This window comes from Streptomyces chilikensis (assembly GCF_001642695.1).
Taxonomy (GTDB): domain Bacteria; phylum Actinomycetota; class Actinomycetes; order Streptomycetales; family Streptomycetaceae; genus Streptomyces; species Streptomyces chilikensis.
Genome location: NZ_LWCC02000005.1, coordinates 3,937,010 through 3,952,759, shown reverse-complemented (window position 1 = coordinate 3,952,759; position 15,750 = coordinate 3,937,010). Strand labels below are relative to the sequence as shown.

At 74.8% G+C, this 15,750-nt stretch carries 14 protein-coding genes; 3 read left to right on the top strand and 11 right to left on the bottom strand.

Annotated features, from left to right (window positions below):
* Positions 1-173 precede the first annotated feature (173 nt).
* Positions 174-1,040 (top strand): DMT family transporter, encoded by an 867-nt coding sequence (locus A2U95_RS17675; protein WP_206282902.1) that lies wholly within the window; start codon positions 174-176, stop codon positions 1,038-1,040.
* A 151-nt stretch (positions 1,041-1,191) separates the two neighbouring features.
* Here A2U95_RS17675 and A2U95_RS17670 read toward each other — a convergent pair whose 3' ends face one another.
* The 9 genes from A2U95_RS17670 to infC all read right to left on the bottom strand — a co-directional run bounded on the left by A2U95_RS17670 (position 1,192) and on the right by infC (position 11,005).
* Positions 1,192-1,737, bottom strand: coding sequence for an NUDIX domain-containing protein (locus tag A2U95_RS17670; RefSeq protein WP_166023680.1), 546 nt, complete (start codon positions 1,735-1,737; stop codon positions 1,192-1,194).
* A gap of 130 nt (positions 1,738-1,867) precedes the next feature.
* On the bottom strand, positions 1,868-3,220 hold the full coding sequence (locus A2U95_RS17665; RefSeq protein WP_166023678.1) for an NsdA family TPR-like regulatory protein: 1,353 nt from the start codon (positions 3,218-3,220) through the stop codon (positions 1,868-1,870).
* Between the two features lie 267 nt (positions 3,221-3,487).
* Positions 3,488-5,998 (bottom strand): phenylalanine--tRNA ligase subunit beta, encoded by a 2,511-nt coding sequence (gene pheT / locus A2U95_RS17660; protein WP_166023676.1) that lies wholly within the window; start codon positions 5,996-5,998, stop codon positions 3,488-3,490.
* Entirely contained in the window at positions 5,998-7,131 is a 1,134-nt protein-coding gene (pheS, locus tag A2U95_RS17655) for a phenylalanine--tRNA ligase subunit alpha (RefSeq protein WP_166023674.1), read from the bottom strand. Before pheS ends, pheT begins: the two co-directional genes overlap by 1 nt.
* Positions 7,132-7,330: 199 nt before the next feature.
* A complete protein-coding gene (locus A2U95_RS17650) occupies positions 7,331-8,380 on the bottom strand; it encodes a sensor histidine kinase (RefSeq protein ID WP_240957474.1) in 1,050 nt (349 codons plus the stop codon).
* A 144-nt stretch (positions 8,381-8,524) separates the two neighbouring features.
* Positions 8,525-9,388: a TrmH family RNA methyltransferase gene (locus tag A2U95_RS17645; protein ID WP_166023670.1), complete on the bottom strand. Its 864-nt coding sequence runs from the start codon at positions 9,386-9,388 to the stop codon at positions 8,525-8,527.
* A 161-nt stretch (positions 9,389-9,549) separates the two neighbouring features.
* Positions 9,550-9,933 (bottom strand): 50S ribosomal protein L20, encoded by a 384-nt coding sequence (gene rplT, locus A2U95_RS17640; protein ID WP_151774738.1) that lies wholly within the window; start codon positions 9,931-9,933, stop codon positions 9,550-9,552.
* Between the two features lie 99 nt (positions 9,934-10,032).
* A complete protein-coding gene (gene rpmI / locus A2U95_RS17635; protein ID WP_007829094.1) occupies positions 10,033-10,227 on the bottom strand; it encodes a 50S ribosomal protein L35 in 195 nt (64 codons plus the stop codon).
* 127 nt (positions 10,228-10,354) lie between these two features.
* Entirely contained in the window at positions 10,355-11,005 is a 651-nt protein-coding gene (infC, locus tag A2U95_RS17630) for a translation initiation factor IF-3 (RefSeq protein WP_166025332.1), read from the bottom strand.
* Between the two features lie 448 nt (positions 11,006-11,453).
* Between infC and A2U95_RS17625 the strand changes: the two genes are divergently transcribed.
* Positions 11,454-11,840: a DUF1844 domain-containing protein gene (locus A2U95_RS17625; RefSeq protein WP_166023668.1), complete on the top strand. Its 387-nt coding sequence runs from the start codon at positions 11,454-11,456 to the stop codon at positions 11,838-11,840.
* Positions 11,841-11,862: 22 nt separating this feature from the next.
* Here the strand turns inward: A2U95_RS17625 and A2U95_RS17620 are convergent, their stop codons facing one another.
* Complete coding sequence (locus A2U95_RS17620; protein ID WP_166023666.1) at positions 11,863-12,588, bottom strand: SseB family protein; 726 nt, start codon at positions 12,586-12,588, stop codon at positions 11,863-11,865.
* A 688-nt stretch (positions 12,589-13,276) separates the two neighbouring features.
* On the opposite strand from A2U95_RS17620, the gene A2U95_RS17615 reads away from it, so the two are divergent.
* Entirely contained in the window at positions 13,277-14,479 is a 1,203-nt protein-coding gene (locus A2U95_RS17615; protein WP_166023664.1) for an amino acid deaminase/aldolase, read from the top strand.
* A 43-nt stretch (positions 14,480-14,522) separates the two neighbouring features.
* Here the strand turns inward: A2U95_RS17615 and A2U95_RS17610 are convergent, their stop codons facing one another.
* Positions 14,523-15,749, bottom strand: a complete 1,227-nt coding sequence (locus tag A2U95_RS17610; protein WP_166023662.1) for a haloacid dehalogenase-like hydrolase — start codon at positions 15,747-15,749, stop codon at positions 14,523-14,525.
* Between the last annotated feature and the right edge of the window lies 1 nt (position 15,750).

Sequence of the window (15,750 nt, the reverse complement as noted above, 5' to 3'; positions counted from 1 at the left end):
GGTCCGCCCCGCGCCGCAGGACCGGTCCACGCGCCCCGCGCGGCCCGCCCGGGGCGGCAGGGCCCGCACGGCGGGTCCGGCACGGCGCGCTCCGGCGCGGCCGCGGGGACACCACTCCCCCGCCCGCACGTCGCGCCACGCGTCCCGGACCGTGCCCCCGCATGATGGTGCGGGTGATCAGCGTTCTCTTCGCCGTGCTGACCGCGCTCAGCAATGGCACGGCGACGGTGCTCCAGCGCCAGGCCGCCCGCGGGATCCCCGACCGGGAGGCGATGCGGCTGTCGCTGTTCGGGCGGCTGCTGCGGCAGAGGGTGTGGCTGGCCGGCATCGCACTGGTGGTCGTGGCCGCCGTCTGCCAGGCGGTGGCCCTGGCCACCGGACCGATCGCACTGGTCCAGCCGATCTTCGTGCTGGAACTCCCGGCGACCCTGCTGATCGCCGGCCTGATCACCCGCACCCCGGTGCGGCCCCGCCTGTGGGCCGGCGTGGCCGCGGTGACGGGCGGGCTGGCGGTCGCCCTCGCCTCCGCCGATCCGGTCGGCGGGCACGGCGGTGTGGACGGCGCGACCTGGACCGTCGCGCTGCTGGCGACCGGCGCCTTCGAGGCCGCGCTGCTCACCGCCGCGCGGACCGCGCGCGGTGACGCCCGCGCGGCGCTGCTGGGTCTGGCGGCGGCCTGCGGCTACTCGCTGACCGCCGCCCTGATGAAGGACGCGATGGCGCGGCTGGACGCCGGCGGCGTGGGGGCGCTGCTGACGGCGTGGCAGCTCTACGGCACCGCCGTCGCGGGGGTGGGTGCGCTGTTCCTGCTGCAGAACGCCCTCCAGGCGGGCTCGCTGGTGGCCGTGCAGCCGATGCTGACCCTCGGTGACGCGCTGATCAGCGTCTGCTTCGGGGTGACGCTGTTCGGGGAGCACGTGCGCACCGGCTGGTGGCTGCTGCCGCAGCTGGCCGGGCTGGCCCTGATCGCCGCCGGCTGCGTGGTGCTCGCCCGCTCCCCGCTGGCGGTGGGGGAACGGGAACCCGCTCCCGGGACCTGAGCCGGCCGGCCTCCGTCCCCGGACGGACGGCCACGCCCGCCGGCCCGGCACCGCGCGACACCGCAGCGCACCGCTCCGCACCGCACCGCACCGCACCGCACCGGCCCCGCGGTGCCCGTGCGCCGTCCCCGCGGCACGGGCACCGCGCCGGTCAGGCCGCCGCGTCCTGGCCGAGCCGCAGGTGGTGCAGGAGCAGCAGCGCGGCGGCCATGCCGGAGGCCGGGACCTCGCCCCGGGCGATCAGGTCCGGGACGACCTTCAGCGGGACCCACTCCCGGCGGTCCGACTCGAAGTCGTCCACCGGGTGGCCGGCGAACTCGCCGGTGTCCGACCAGTAGATGTGGTGCCGGGCGTCGGTGAGTCCGTTGCTGGGCTCCACGCTCATCAGGTGGCGCAGCGCCCCCGGCCGCCAGCCGGTCTCCTCCTCCAGCTCGCGCGCCGCGGCGGCGGCCGGGGCCTCACCGTCCTCGACCACCCCGGCGGCCAGTTCCCAGCCCCAGCTGTCGGTGATGAAGCGGTGCCGCCACAGCAGCAGCGCCTCGTCGGCCTCGTTGACGATGGTGGCCACGGCGACGGGCCGCATCCGGATCAGGTAGTGGTCCAGGTGCCGGCCGTCGGGCAGCCGGACGTCGGCCAGGTTGACGTCGAACCAGCGGTTTCCGTACACCGGTTGTTCGCTGAGTTTCGCCCATTGCATCTTTCTGCCACCTTTCGACGGTGTTCGACGAGTGAGTGGCAATATCGCAGCAGCACGGGGAGCGGCAGCAGGGGCCGGAAGGGCACGGGGCGGCGTGCGCGGGACGGCGTGCGCGGACCGCCGCGGGCCGCTACGGGAGCGGCACCCGCAGGGCGAGGTCGATGAGTTCGGCGGCCTCGCGGGTTCCCGTGCAGTCACTGCGGAGCAGGTGTTCACGGACCGTGCGGAGCCGGTCCCGCAGCCGCTGGGACTCCATGCCCCGGGCCAGCCGCGCCATCGCCGTGGCGGTGACCACGGCCTTGTCGGCGTCGCCGCGGCGGAGTTCCACCTGGCTGAGCATGGCCAGCCGGTGCACCCGCCCGCGGTCGTGCGCGGGCGTCCCGACGGCCGCCTCGGCGTGCTCCCCGGCGGCGGTCAGGTCCCCCAGGGACAGCAGGGCCTCCGCCACCTGGACGTTGACCAGGCCCGGCTGGACATAACCGGTCTCGTCCGGTTCCTGGCCGCGGTGGATGCGTTCGGCGGCCTCCTCGGCCCGCCGGATGCAGGAGAGCGCGCCGGCTCCGTCGCCGAGGTGCGCGTACGCCTTGGCCTGCATGGCGTACAGGTCGGAGGCGAGGGCCGGGGTGATGTGCCGCCCGGCCGTGCGTAACGCGGCCTCCGCGAACGCCACGGCCTGGCGGAACTCCCGCATGAACAGCGCCTGGTTGACCAGCAGGGCGATGACGTAGGCGCCGAGGCCGCGGTCGCCGCTGGACTTCGCCAGCCGCAGCGCCTGGTGGAAGTAGCGCTGGGCGAGCCCCTGGGCGTCCGAGTCGTAGGCGCAGATCCCGGCGACGGCCACCAGCGCGCCCGTGGCGCGGTGCAGCTGGCGCCCGGTGGCGTCCGGGTAGCTGCCCCGCAGCAGGGGCGCGGCCTCGTTGTTGAGGAAGCCGACCACCCGGGCGCGGGTCGCCACCCCGCCGGCCTTGCGGTACATGTGCTCGTAGTGGGTGCGGGCGGCGCGCAGCGTCTCGATGTCGTCCGGCGAGACCCGGTGGTGGCCGCCGCGGGAGACGTCGGTGTCCTCGGGCGGGTTCTCCCACTCCCACACCGGCATCACGGCGGGCGTCCCGGTGACGGCGGGCGCGCCGAGGACGTGCGGCCGCTGGAGCTCGTCGGAGCGCCACAGCGCGGTGGCGCGGTCCACGAAGCCGGACAGGGAGCCGGCGTGCGGGGAGGCGGGCGCGCCGGGGACGCCGAGGCCGATGTCGTCCAGGGTGACCTGGCGGCGCAGGCGGGCCGAGAGCACCTCGCAGATCAGGTCGGGGACCTGGCCCCGGGGGCGCTGGCCCTTGAGCCAGCGGGCCACGGCGGTGTGCTCGTAGCGGAGCCGGAGTCCGCGGGCCTGGCCGGCGGCGTTCACGCGGGCGGCCAGGCCCGCGTGGGAGACTCCCGCCTCGTCGAGGAGCGCGTCCAGCAGGGTGTTGGGCTGTCTCGGGGTCATGGGGGTGCCTCCGGTGCCTCGGTCCCGCCAGGGTAGTGGGTCCCGTTTCACACGGGGTGCGAACGGAACGCCACGTCCGCCCCGGCGCGCACGCTTCCGCCGCGCCGGGGCGGGACGGTTCCCTGGTCCCTCGGCGGGCCGCCGTCCTCCCCCTCACGCCACCGACGCCGGCCCGCCGTCCCCCTTCCCCGGGACGCCCGCGGGCCCGCCCTCCGGGAGGAGGACGGGCCCGCGGGCGGTGCGGCCGGGGTGACCGCGCAGAGGTGACTACGCCCCGCGCAGCACCGCGCCGAAGCGCTCGGCGGCCGTGGCCACCGCCGCGTCGCGCGCGGCCGAGGCCTCGTCAGCGGTCAGCGTCCGGTCGGCGGCGCGGAACCGCAGCGCGTAGGCGAGGGACTTGCGGCCGTCGCCGAGCTGCTCCTCGTTGCGGTAGACGTCGAACAGCCGGATGGCCTCCAGCAGTTCGCCCGCGCCCTCGCGCAGCGCCGCCTCGACCTCGGCGGCCGGGACCGCCTGGTCGACGACGAGCGCCACGTCCTGGGTGGCGACCGGCATGGCGGAGATCCGCGGCGAGGTCACCGGGCCGGCCGAGGCGCGCTCCAGCGCGTCCAGGTCGATCTCCATGGCACAGGTCCGGGCGGGCAGGCCCAGCGTCTTCAGCACGCCGGGGTGCAGCTCGCCGGCGTGTCCGACGACCCGCTCCTCGCCGTCCAGGACGACCACCAGCTCGGCGCAGCGGCCCGGGTGCCACGGCTCGTACTGGCCCTTGCGGACGATCAGCTCGGTCCCCGCCTCGCGGGCGAGGATCCGGGCCGCCTCGACGGCGTCGGCCCAGTCGGCCGGGCGGCCCTTGCCCCACCAGCCGGCCTGCTCGCGGGCGCCGGCCAGGACGACCGCGGCGTGCTTGGGCTGGTCGGGGAGCGCCGCCTGCAGGCCGGCGAGGTCCTCGTCGGCGGGACGGCGGTCCACCGGCAGGATGCCGGCGACGCTCCGCTCGGCCTTCGGGTGGAACACCAGACCGGTCTCGAAGAGCGCGAGGTCGTGCGAGCCGCGGCCGTCGTTGCGCCGCAGCGCGCCCAGCAGGCCCGGCAGCAGCGTGGTGCGCAGCGCCGGCTCCTCGTCGGAGAGCGGGTTCACCAGGGTGACGAGGGTGCGCCGCGGGTCGTCGGCGGGCACGTTGAGCTGGTCGAGGACCTGGGTGCCGATGAACGGGTAGTTCGGGGCCTCGACGTAGCCGGCGGCGGCCAGCGCGCGGCCGATCCGGCGGTGCAGCCGCTGGCGGGTGGTGAGCCCGCGGCCGGCCGGCGGCCTGGGCAGCGTGGAGGGCAGGTTCTCGTAGCCCTCGAGCCGGATGACCTCCTCGGCGAGGTCGTTCGGGTCGGTCAGGTCGGGCCGCCAGGAGGGCACGGTGACGACCAGCTCGTCCTGTCCGTAGACGTCGCAGCCGATCTCCTGGAGGCGGCGCACCACGGTCTCGCGTCCGTACGCCATGCCGGCCACCTTGTCGGGGTGGTCGGCGGGGAGGGAGATGGTGGCGGGCGCGGTGGGCGCGACGACCTCGGTGACGCCGGCGTCGGCGGTGCCGCCGGCCAGCAGGACCAGCAGGTCGACGGTGCGCTGCGCGGCGGCGGCCGCGGCCAGCGGGTCGACGCCGCGCTCGAAGCGGCGGGATGCCTCGCTGGACAGCTTGTGCCGGCGCGCGGTGCGGGCGATGGCGATCGGGTCGAAGTGCGCGGCCTCGATGACCACCTCGGTGGTGTGGCTCTCCAGGCCGTCGCCGATCTCCGTGTTGGCGCCGCCCATGACGCCGGCCAGGCCGATCGCGCCGCGGTCGTCGGCGATGACCAGGTCCTCGGCGTCGAGGGTGCGGGTCACCCCGTCGAGCGTGGTGAGCTTCTCGCCCTGCTCGGCGCGGCGCACGCCGATCGCGCCCTGGACGCGGGTGCGGTCGTAGGCGTGCAGCGGCTGGCCGAGCTCCAGCATCACGTAGTTGGTGATGTCGACGGGCAGCGAGATCGGGCGCATGCCGGCCTTCTGGAGGCGGCGCTGCAGCCAGATCGGCGACCGGGTGCCCGGCGCGATGCCGGTGACGGTGCGGGCGGTGAACCGGTCGCAGCCGCGCGGGTCGGTGATCTGGACGGGGTAGCCGAACGCGTTGGGCGCGGGCACGTCGAGCAGCGCCGGGTCGCGCAGCGGCAGGCCGTAGGCGGTGGCGGTCTCACGGGCGACGCCGCGCATCGACAGGCAGTAGCCGCGGTCGGGGGTGACGGCGATGTCGAGGACCTCGTCGACCAGCTCGAGCAGCTCGACGGCGTCGGTGCCCACCTCGTGCTCGGGCGGCAGGACGATGATGCCGTGGGAGCCGTCGTCGCCCATGCCGAGCTCGTCGGTGGAGCAGATCATGCCGTGCGAGACCTTGCCGTAGGTCTTGCGCGCGGCGATCTGGAAGCCGCCGGGCAGGGTGGCGCCGGGGAGGACCACGACGACCTTGTCGCCGACGGAGAAGTTCCGGGCGCCGCAGACGATCTCCTGGGGCTCACCGGTGCCGTTGGCCCGGCCGACGTCGACGGTGCAGAAGCGGATGGGCTTCTTGAAGCCCTCCAGCTCCTCGATGGTCAGCACCTGGCCGACGACCAGGGGGCCCTTGAGGTCGGCGCCGAGCCGCTCGACGGTCTCGACCTCCAGACCGGCCGAAATGAGCTTGGCCTGGACGTCGCGCCCGGTCTCCGTCGCCGGCAGGTCGACGTACTCCCGCAGCCAAGAAAGCGGGACCCGCATCAGATCTCCATCCCGAACGGCCGGGTGAACCGGACGTCACCCTCGACCATGTCTCGCATGTCTTCGACGTTGTGGCGGAACATCAGCATCCGCTCGATGCCGAACCCGAAGGCGAAGCCGCTGTACTTCTCCGGGTCGACGCCGCAGGCGGTGAGCACCCGCGGGTTGACCATGCCGCAGCCGCCGAGCTCGATCCAGCCCTCGCTGGAGCAGGTGCGGCAGGGTCGGTCGGGGTTGCCGACGGACTCGCCCCTGCAGACGTAGCAGAGCATGTCCATCTCGGCGGACGGCTCGGTGAACGGGAAGAAGTTCGGCCGCAGCCGGGTCTTCATGTCCGCGCCGAACAGCGACTGGACCATGTGGTCCAGGGTGCCCTTGAGGTCCGCCATGGTCAGGCCCTCGTCGACGGCGAGGAGCTCGATCTGGTGGAAGACGGGGGTGTGCGTGGCGTCCAGCTCGTCGGTGCGGTAGACGCGGCCCGGGCAGACCACGTAGACCGGCGGCTCGCGGTCGAGCAGGGCGCGCGCCTGCACCGGGGAGGTGTGGGTGCGCAGCACGACACCGGACCCGCCGTCGGTGCCTCCGGGCCCCTTCGGGCCCTCGACGAAGAAGGTGTCCTGCATCTGCCGGGCCGGGTGGTCCGGGCCGAAGTTCAGGGCGTCGAAGTTGAACCACTCCGCCTCGACCTCGGGGCCCTCGGCGATCTCGTACCCCATGGAGACGAAGACGTCCGCGACGCGCTCCATCATGGTGGTGAGCGGGTGGCGGGCGCCGGCCGGGACGCGGTCGTGGGGGAGGGTGACGTCCACCGACTCCTCGACCAGGACACGGGCGTCGCGCTCGGCCTCCAGCTCCGCCTGGCGGGCGGCGAGCGCCTTGTTGACGGCGCCGCGGGCCTGGCCCACGCGCTTGCCCGCCTCGGCCTTGGCCTGCGGCGGCAGGGCGCCGATCTCGCGGTTGGCGAGGGACAGCGGCGAGGTGCCGCCGGCGTGGGCGGTCTTCGCCTCCTGGAGGGCCTCGAGCGAGTCGGCGGCGGCGAAGGCGGCGAGCGCCTCGTCCCGCATGCGCTCGATGTTTTCCGGTTTCAACGCCTCGACCTCGACCGGGTCGTACGACTTATTCGGTGCCGACATCTCTTCCCGTGCTCTTCCGATTGGCTGGCTGGAGTGGCCCCGCCTGGACGGCCTGTCCTGGGCCGCCGTCCGGATGACGGGCGGCGTGTCCCGGCAGCCGTGTCCCGGGAACGGGGACACAAAGGTGCCAGTGGCCGAGTCTAACGGGGCGGGTACGCGCGATCGCGCCCGTGGGCCGCGGTCCGGCACCGGTGATCTCTCAGAGAAGGTGCGCCGGGGTGCCCACGGGCAGGGTAAATCGGAACTGGGCGCCGCCGGAGGCGGCCCGCCCGACCGTGATGACACCGGAGTGGGCCTCGACGATGCCCTTGACGATGTAGAGCCCGAGGCCGGTGCCGCCGCGCTTGCTGCCCCGCCAGAAGCGGGTGAAGACGCGGTTCATGGACTCCTCCGGGATGCCGGGGCCCTCGTCGCTCACGGTGACCGACGTGGTGGCCTCCTCCCCCTCGCGGGGCGGGGCCTGGGCCGTGACCTCGATGGTGACAGTTCCGTCGCCATGGCGCACGGCGTTTTCCAGCAGGTTGCCGAGCACCTGGTCGATCTTGTCGGGGTCGGCCCACAGGCCGGGCAGCGGCCGCTCGACGCGGAGCCTGAACCGGTCGGGGCTCTGGCCGGCGGCGACGTGGGCCTGGATGTGGCGGTCGACGGCGGCGGCGATGTCGACGGGCTGGCGGCGCAGTTCGAGGCGGCCGGAGTCGATGCGGGAGATGTCGAGGAGTTCGGCGATCAGGCGGGTGACCCGGTCGGCGTCGGCGTCGACGGTCTCCAGCATCAGCCGCTTCTGGTCGTCGGTGAAGCGCTCCCACTTGGCGAGCAGGGTGGCCGTGAACCCCTTCACGGAGGTCAGCGGCGAGCGCAGTTCGTGGGCGACGGTGGCGATCAGCTCGGCGTGGCTGCGTTCGGTGCGGCGGCGGGCCTCGGTGTCGCGCAGGCAGACCACCACCCGGCGCACCGGCCCGGCGGGCCGCTCGCGGACGTAGCGGGCGGAGACCAGCACCTCGCGGCCGCCGGGCAGGAGCAGGTTGCGCTCGGGCTGGCGGGTGCGGGTGGCGAGGCCGCCGTAGGGGTCGGTCAGCCGCCACCAGCGGCGGCCCTCGAGGTCCTCCAGCGGCAGGGCGCGTTCCAGGGAGAGGCCGAGCGCCTCGTCGGCCGCGATGGCGGTGATCCGTTCGGCGGCGGCGTTGAAGCAGACCACCCGGCCGCGCTCGTCGGCGACGACCAGGCCGTCGGGCAGGTCGTCGGGGGCCATCGGGTACGGGGCGCGCGCGTTCTCGCACGGGGCCGGCGCGCCCGGCGCGGTGCCGGACGGCTTCCCCGTCGGTGTACCGGTGCCGACGCTCATCCCCGTAACCACCTCTGCCTGTTGGTCAGGGCCCCCGAGGCAGTCACCCTACTAGCTGCCGGTGACGGAGCGGCACCCTCCGGCGGCGCGCTGTGCACGGGCGGAGGCGTAGAGGCACACGGCGGCGGCCGTGGCGAGGTTGAGGCTCTCGGCCCTGCCGTGGATGGGGACGCGCACCACGGCGTCGGCGAGCGCGCGGGTCTCCTCCGGCAGGCCCCACGCCTCGTTGCCGAAGACCCAGGCGGTGGGGCCCCCCATGGAGCCGGTGTCCAGCTCGTGGTCCAGGTCGTGGGTGCCGGCGCCGTCGGCGGCCAGGACGGTCACACCGGCCTCCTTGAGACCGGCGACGGCGGCCTCCACGGGCACCCCGACCGCCACCGGCAGGTGGAAGTGGGAGCCGACGGAGGCGCGGACCGCCTTGGGGTTGTAGAGGTCCACGGAGGCGTCGGTGAGCACCACGGCCTCGGCGCCGGCCGCGTCGGCGCAGCGCAGCACGGTGCCGGCGTTGCCGGGGTCGCGGACGTTGGCGAGCACGGCGACCAGCCGGGGGCGGGCGCGGAGGATCTCCTCGAACGGGGTGTCCAGGAAGCGGCAGACTCCGACCAGGCCCTGCGGGGTGACCGTGGTGGAGATGTCGGCGATCACCTGTTCGTCCGCGAGGTGCACCCGGGCGCCGGCCGCGCGGGCGTCGCCGACGATGTCGGGGTACCGGTCGGCGGCCTCGGGGGTGGTGAACAGCTCGGTGAGGGTGGGGGCGCCGTCCTCGCCGCGGTGCGCCGCGGCCTCGCGGACCGCCTGCGGGCCCTCGGCGAGGAACAGCCGCTCCTTGCTCCGGAAGTTCCGCTTCGCCAGCCGTCGGGCGGCGCCCACGCGAGGGGAACGGGGGGAGATCAGCTCGGGGGCTGCGGAGGGCATGGACTCACCTTCGGGAGCGGGGCGGCGGGGCGCGGGCGTCGGGACAGGGGGGAGGAGGCGCGGGCCGGCCGTGTCGGGCCGGGGCCCCACACACGCCCGGACCCGCAGGCCGTCAGGCCTGCGGGTCCGGGGTGTCACAGCCGGTGGTCACCCGGCAGACGTCACGCGGCCTTCGGCGCGTTCACGTCCGCGGGAAGCGCCTTCTGCGCGACCTCGATCAGCGCCGCGAACGCGGTGGCGTCGTTGACGGCGAGCTCGGCGAGGATCTTGCGGTCCACCTCGACGTTGGCGGCCTTCAGACCCTGGATGAAGCGGTTGTAGGTCATGCCGTTGGCGCGGGCAGCGGCGTTGATGCGCTGGATCCACAGCTGACGGAAGTCGCCCTTGCGCTTCTTGCGGTCGTTGTAGTTGTAGACCAGCGAGTGGGTGACCTGCTCCTTGGCCTTGCGGTACAGGCGCGAACGCTGACCGCGGTAGCCGGAGGCCTGCTCGAGGATCGCCCGGCGCTTCTTGTGGGCGTTGACTGCCCGCTTGACGCGTGCCACTTTTTACTCCTTGTAGCGGGGCCGTGGTAGATGCTCACACGGCCCGGAAACGACTGGGTCCCGGTCTGACTGGCGTACGGCGGCGCGGGCCGCCGGACGTCACTTGCCGAGAAGCTTCTTGATCTTCTTGGCGTCGCCCGGGGCCATCTCGGCGTTGCCGGTGAGGCGACGCGTCAGACGGGACGACTTGTGCTCGAGCAGGTGGCGCTTGCCGGCGCGCTCACGGAGCACCTTGCCGGAGCCGGTGACCTTGAAGCGCTTGCTGGCACCGCTGTGCGACTTGTTCTTCGGCATAGCGCCGTTCTCTCCTCGTCGTGGCGCTCCCGTGCCCGGTTCGGCTGCCTTCCGGCGGCCAGGCCGGGCACGTGGTGGAGCGTCGCTCTGTTTCGGTGGACAATCCCCGGACGTGCGTCCGGGAAGATCAGGCGTCGGTCGAAGCCTCGGCCTGGCCGTCGGCGGGGGCCGGGGCCTCGGCGGCGTTCTGCGACTTGCCGGGGTTGGCCTTCGCCTCCGCCTTGCGGGCCGCCTGGGCCTCGCGGGCCTCGGCCATCGCCTCGGTCTTCTTCTTGTGCGGACCGAGGACCATGATCATGTTGCGGCCGTCCTGCTTCGGGTTCGACTCCACGAACCCGAGGTCGGCGACATCCTCCGCGAGACGCTGCAGCAGTCGGTAGCCCAGTTCGGGACGGGACTGCTCACGACCGCGGAACATGATCGTGATCTTGACCTTGTCGCCCTGCTTGAGGAACCGGACGACGTGACCCTTCTTGGTGTCGTAGTCGTGCGGGTCGATCTTCGGCCGGAGCTTCATCTCCTTGATGACCGTGTGCGCCTGGTTCTTGCGCGCCTCACGGGCCTTCATGGCCGACTCGTACTTGAACTTCCCGTAGTCCATGAGCTTGCACACGGGCGGACGGGCGTTCGCCGCGACCTCGACCAGGTCCAGGTCGTACTCCTGCGCAAGCTCCAGGGCCTTGGCAAGCGGGACAATCCCGACCTGCTCGCCGCTGGGACCGACAAGTCGCACCTCGGGAACGCGAATCCGGTCGTTGATGCGGGGCTCGGCGCTGATGGATCCTCCTCGGTAGCACCACGCGGCAGCCTGGTGTGACAGCCGCGGACGTCTATGTGTTCGTAGGACCTAACCGCGCCGGCGCAAGAAAAATGCCCCGGACGGTTTCACACGCGGGGCTCCTCGAACTGCTACCGGAGCACCGCCGTGAAACATCACGGGGCGCACATCGGCGACCGACGCCCTGGGCGGGCGGCTTTCGCCTGACCGGTGACCCGCCGCCCGGAGGGCAGCCAGGTGGGAGTTCGAAGGACTCCACTTGTGGGCCGGGTCCGCGGTCTCGCGACGCACGTGTCCGGCCGGTCGTCACACCAGGTTAGCAGCTCATGGCTGCGGCACGCCAACCGGCGTCCGCCGCGCACCCGGCCGGGGCCCCGCCCGGTCCGCCCGGCGCCGCCCCGGGCTCCCGGGCGCGAGCCTCCGCGGGCCTGCGCCTATCGTGTGACCCATGAGTGAGACCTCCCCCTCGGGCGCCCACGAGCACGCCGAGAACGCCGCGACGCCCGACTTCGACGCCATGACCCGCGACATCGCGGAGGTCCCCGCCGTCGAGGTCATCGTGACGGTCGCCGTCAACCTGATGAGCGCCGCCGCGGTCCACCTCGGCCTCACCGAGGAGGGCGACAAGTACAAGGACCTCGACGAGGCCCGCAAGCTGATCTCCGCCCTGGCCGGCCTGCTGGACGCCGGCGCGACCGAGATCAGCTCCTTCCACGCCGCCCCGCTGAAGGACGGCCTGAAGTCGCTGCAGCTCGCCTTCCGCGAGGCCTCCGTCGTCCCGGACGAGCCGGGGCAGGGCCCGGGCGAGAAGTACACGGGCCCCGTCTGGGGCTGATCCCCCGGGCCGGCCCGCCCGTCTAGCGCGCGAAGAGGGGCTCGCCCGGCAACGGGGTCCCGGCCGGCACCACCGCCAGGTCGAGGCCCCGCAGCAGGCGGGCCCTCAGCGTCTCGTCGGCGGCCAGCCGGCCCGCGACCGAGCGGACCACCGCGGGGGCGGCCTGCGGGTCCTCCAGCACCAGCGCCAGCATTGCGTCCCGCTCCCCCGGCACCAGGTACGCGCGGTCCACGGCGGTCTCGGCGGCCACCGCCTCGCGGACCGCGGCGGCGACCGCGGGGTCGGACAGCGGGTCCAGGGAGGTGCGGCCCTCGGCCAGCGCGAGCAGCGCCGGACGGTTCAGCTCGTAGGGCACCGGTCCGGCCATGTCCAGGACGACCGTGTCCGCCTTCTCGTGCGCGGCGGCCTGGAGCGCCTGGTGCAGCGGGACGGCGACGGGGCGGGCCGCCGGGTCCCACAGGGCGAGCGCCTCGGTGGAGGTGAAGGCGGGGAGCGCGGTGCGGGAGCCGGCCTTCAGGGTGGGAACGGCCATGTCGCTGGTCTTCTCGCGGCGCAGCCCGTTCTCGTCCTCCTCGACCTCGCCGAGCACGGCGACCACGGGTACCAGGAGCCGGGCGTTCCTCAGCGCCTCCAGCACCGGGCCGTGCGCGGTCCGGTCCTTCGACCAGGCCTCCAGGGCGGCGGCGAGCAGCGGGTCCGCGGAACCGTCGTCGTCCGCGAAGCCGGGGTCCGGGATGTTCTTGTTCACGCCCCCGACCCTATCCCCGCGCCGCCCGCCCCCGGTCGGCGGCCGGGTCCCCGCACCGCCCGCGGGCGGACCGCCGGGGGCGACGGGGATCCTCCCCGGGGAGGGCCCCCGGGGCGGGGGCCCTCCCCGGGAATCCGTCCGGGAATCGTCCGGGGCACCCCCACCCGCCCGGGCGAGGCCGGGACCTCGGCGACGGAGACACCTCCGGAAACGGAGACACCTCCGGAAACGGAGACACCTCCGGAACAGGCCCTCCGGGGGGAGTCGGGCGCAGGCGGCGCGCGCAGGCGGCGGCCGACGCGGACGAGGGCCCCGGGCCCCGGTGCGGCCGGCCCCGCACGCACCCGGCGGGACGGCGCGCCCGGGCGGGCCCCTCGCGGTGGCGGCGCGCCGTCCGCCCGCTCCTCCGCGTCACGGCGGTGCGGTGCGGCGGACTGCGGTGCGGCGGGCCGTGGGGCGGCGGACTGCGGAGCGGCGGGCATGGAGGAGGCCGAGGGGTCGTGCGGCGGCCTGACCGGAGGAACCGGACGGCGCGCTTCCGTGCTCATCTCCACCCTCGCCTCCGTGCCTGGTGTGCGCGTCACTCTACGGCCAGACGCGGCCGGCGCGGGAACCGGTTCACGGGGTCGCGGCATCTGCCCGGATCGTCCCCCTACCCTGGCGTGGCCATGCCTGGCAGTCTGCGTCCATGACAGCGCGAGCCGCCGATCGCGCCCGGTACGACCGGGCCACCGCCCATCTCGACGCACCCCTGGCCGTCGTCGACCTGGAGGCCTTCGACGCCAACGCCGACGACCTGGTCCGCCGGGCCGGCGGCAAGCCGGTCCGGGTGGCCTCCAAGTCGGTGCGCTGCCGGGCCCTGCTGGAACGGGTGCTGGCCCGGCCGGGGTTCGCCGGGATCATGTCGTACACGCTGGCCGAGTCGCTGTGGCTGGCCCGCGGCGGGTTCGAGGACGTGCTGTGCGCCTACCCGTCGGCGGACCGGGCCGGCTTCGCCGAGCTGTGCGCGGATCCGAAGCTCGCCGCCGCGGTGACGGTGACGGTGGACGACCCGGCCCAGCTGCGGCTGATCGAGGAGGCGCGCGGCGGGGGCCGGGAGACGGTCCGCGTCTGTGCCGAGCTGGACACCTCCCTGCGGCTGCTGGGCGGACGGGTCCGGGTGGGCGCCCGCCGCTCCCCGCTGCACTCCCCCGGGCAGCTGGCGGAGCTGGCCCGCGCGGTGGCCGGCCGGCCCGGGTTCCGCCTGGTGGGCGTGATGGCGTACGAGGGGCACGTGGCCGGGGTGGGCGACGCGGTGGCCGGGAAGCCGCTGAAGTCCCGGGCGGTGCGGCTGATGCAGGCCGCCGCCCGCCGTGAGCTGGCGGCGCGCCGGGCGGCGGCGGTCCGCGCGGTGCGGGAGGCGGCGCCGCACCTGGAGTTCGTCAACGGCGGCGGCACCGGCAGCGTGCAGCACACGGCGGCGGAGGAGTCGGTCACCGAGGTGGCCGCCGGGTCGGGCCTGTTCGCGCCGCGGCTCTTCGACGACTACACGTCCTTCCGGGCCCGCCCGGCCGCCCTGTTCGCCCAGCCGGTGGTGCGGCGTCCCGGCGTGGGCGTGGTGACGGTGCTGGGCGGCGGCTATCCGGCCTCCGGCGCCCCCGGGCGGGACCGGCTCCCGCAGCCGTACCTTCCGGAAGGGCTGCGGTACGACCCGATGGAGGGCGCCGGAGAGGTGCAGACGCCGCTGCTGGGGTCGGCGGCGGACGATCTGCTGATCGGCGACCGGGTGTGGTTCCGGCACGCGAAGGCCGGCGAGCTGTGCGAGCGCTTCGCCGCCCTGCACCTGGTGGAGGGCGACCGGGTCACCGGCACGGTGCCGACCTACCGCGGCGAGGGCATGACGTTCCTGTGAGCCGGACGGAACGGGCGCCGGCCGGTCACAGCGGCCGGCCGGATCACAGCGGCTGGTCGGGGACGACCGTGCCGTCGTCCCGCCGCACCGGCGCGCCGGTTCCGTCGGGGCGGACGAACGCCGTCGTGGAGCACGGGTAGCCGCGTTCCGGCGCGGGCAGCGGCTCGATGAACATCGGCTGGACCAGCCACCTGCCGTCCGCGTCGTCGAGGGCCCGGCACATGATCTCCGGCTTGTGCCGGTCGAGCACCAGCCGCAGCCCGGTGGCGTCCCCCACGAAGGTGACGTCGGTGTCCGCGTCGCCCGCGCCGAGGACCGGCCGCCGCGCGGGTTCCCGCCGCTCCCAGGCGGCGGCGCCCCGCACCCCGTAGATCTCCTCGTTGACCCAGCAGCGCTTGCCCTCGACGTACGGGATGACCTCCCCCCGGTTGACGCCGGTGCCCCCGCACCCCTCGGCGTCCATGGTGATCCGCCCCCGGGCGTCCGTCACCGCGCGGATGGCGACGGTGTGCGCGGCGTCCACCCCGACCGCCCGCGACCAGACCTCGGTGACCGGTTCGAAGCCGGCGGAGACCACGTACACCGCGAACCCGGCCGCGCGCAGGGCCTCGACGAGCTCCCGCTGCTGGTCGTAGTAGCGGACGTAGGCCGGCACCGTCCGGGTGCCCAGCCGCACCGTCGACCCGACGGGGGCGGCCAGCGCCTCCTTCCGGGCCGCCTCGGCCACCTGGCGGACCTCCTGCGGGGTGAGGCCGGCGAAGAGCCGGGGCACCCAGGCGTACTGGGGAACGGTCCTGCGGTGGTTCCACCTCCCGGCGAAGGCGGGCTCACCGGCGGCGGTCCGCCCGGTCTCCCGGATCAGCGAGATCTCGTCGGCGCAGGCCGGCATCGCCGAGGTCGGCATCGCCCCGCCCGCGGGCTTGTGCCCGCACGCCCTCCGCAGGGCGGTCCCGGCGGCGGGGGTGAGCCAAGGGCTGGTGCCGGACCAGTCGGCGGGCCGTCGCAGCCGGTCGTGGCGCAGGGCCCAGGAGAGGGTGGCGTCGGTGACGTCGTTCTTGACGACCGTGTTGTCCCAGTCGAAGACGGCCACCGGGCGCGCGCCGCGGCGACCGGTGGCGCACGGCCCCTCGGTGTCGATCAGCCGCTGCAGCCGTTCCCGGTTGTCGCCGCTCCACCCGCCGGAGAGGCGGGGGCAGCCGGCGGCCGGGGCCGGTCCGGCGGAGGGCGCCGCCGAGGACGGAACCGCCGTGGCCACCAGGGTGGTGGCCACG

What these genes read in the sequence shown, in the direction of transcription:
- A2U95_RS17670 (WP_166023680.1), bottom strand. Translation starts at nt 1,737, where the DNA reads ATGCAATGGGCGAAACTCAGCGAACAACCGGTGTACGGAAACCGCTGG.
- A2U95_RS17665 (WP_166023678.1), bottom strand. Translation starts at nt 3,220, where the DNA reads ATGACCCCGAGACAGCCCAACACCCTGCTGGACGCGCTCCTCGACGAG.
- pheT (WP_166023676.1), bottom strand. Translation starts at nt 5,998, where the DNA reads ATGCGGGTCCCGCTTTCTTGGCTGCGGGAGTACGTCGACCTGCCGGCG.
- pheS (WP_166023674.1), bottom strand. Translation starts at nt 7,131, where the DNA reads ATGTCGGCACCGAATAAGTCGTACGACCCGGTCGAGGTCGAGGCGTTG.
- A2U95_RS17650 (WP_240957474.1), bottom strand. Translation starts at nt 8,380, where the DNA reads ATGGCCCCCGACGACCTGCCCGACGGCCTGGTCGTCGCCGACGAGCGC.
- A2U95_RS17645 (WP_166023670.1), bottom strand. Translation starts at nt 9,388, where the DNA reads ATGCCCTCCGCAGCCCCCGAGCTGATCTCCCCCCGTTCCCCTCGCGTG.
- rpmI (WP_007829094.1), bottom strand. Translation starts at nt 10,227, where the DNA reads ATGCCGAAGAACAAGTCGCACAGCGGTGCCAGCAAGCGCTTCAAGGTC.
- A2U95_RS17625 (WP_166023668.1), top strand. Translation starts at nt 11,454, where the DNA reads ATGAGTGAGACCTCCCCCTCGGGCGCCCACGAGCACGCCGAGAACGCC.
- A2U95_RS17615 (WP_166023664.1), top strand. Translation starts at nt 13,277, where the DNA reads ATGACAGCGCGAGCCGCCGATCGCGCCCGGTACGACCGGGCCACCGCC.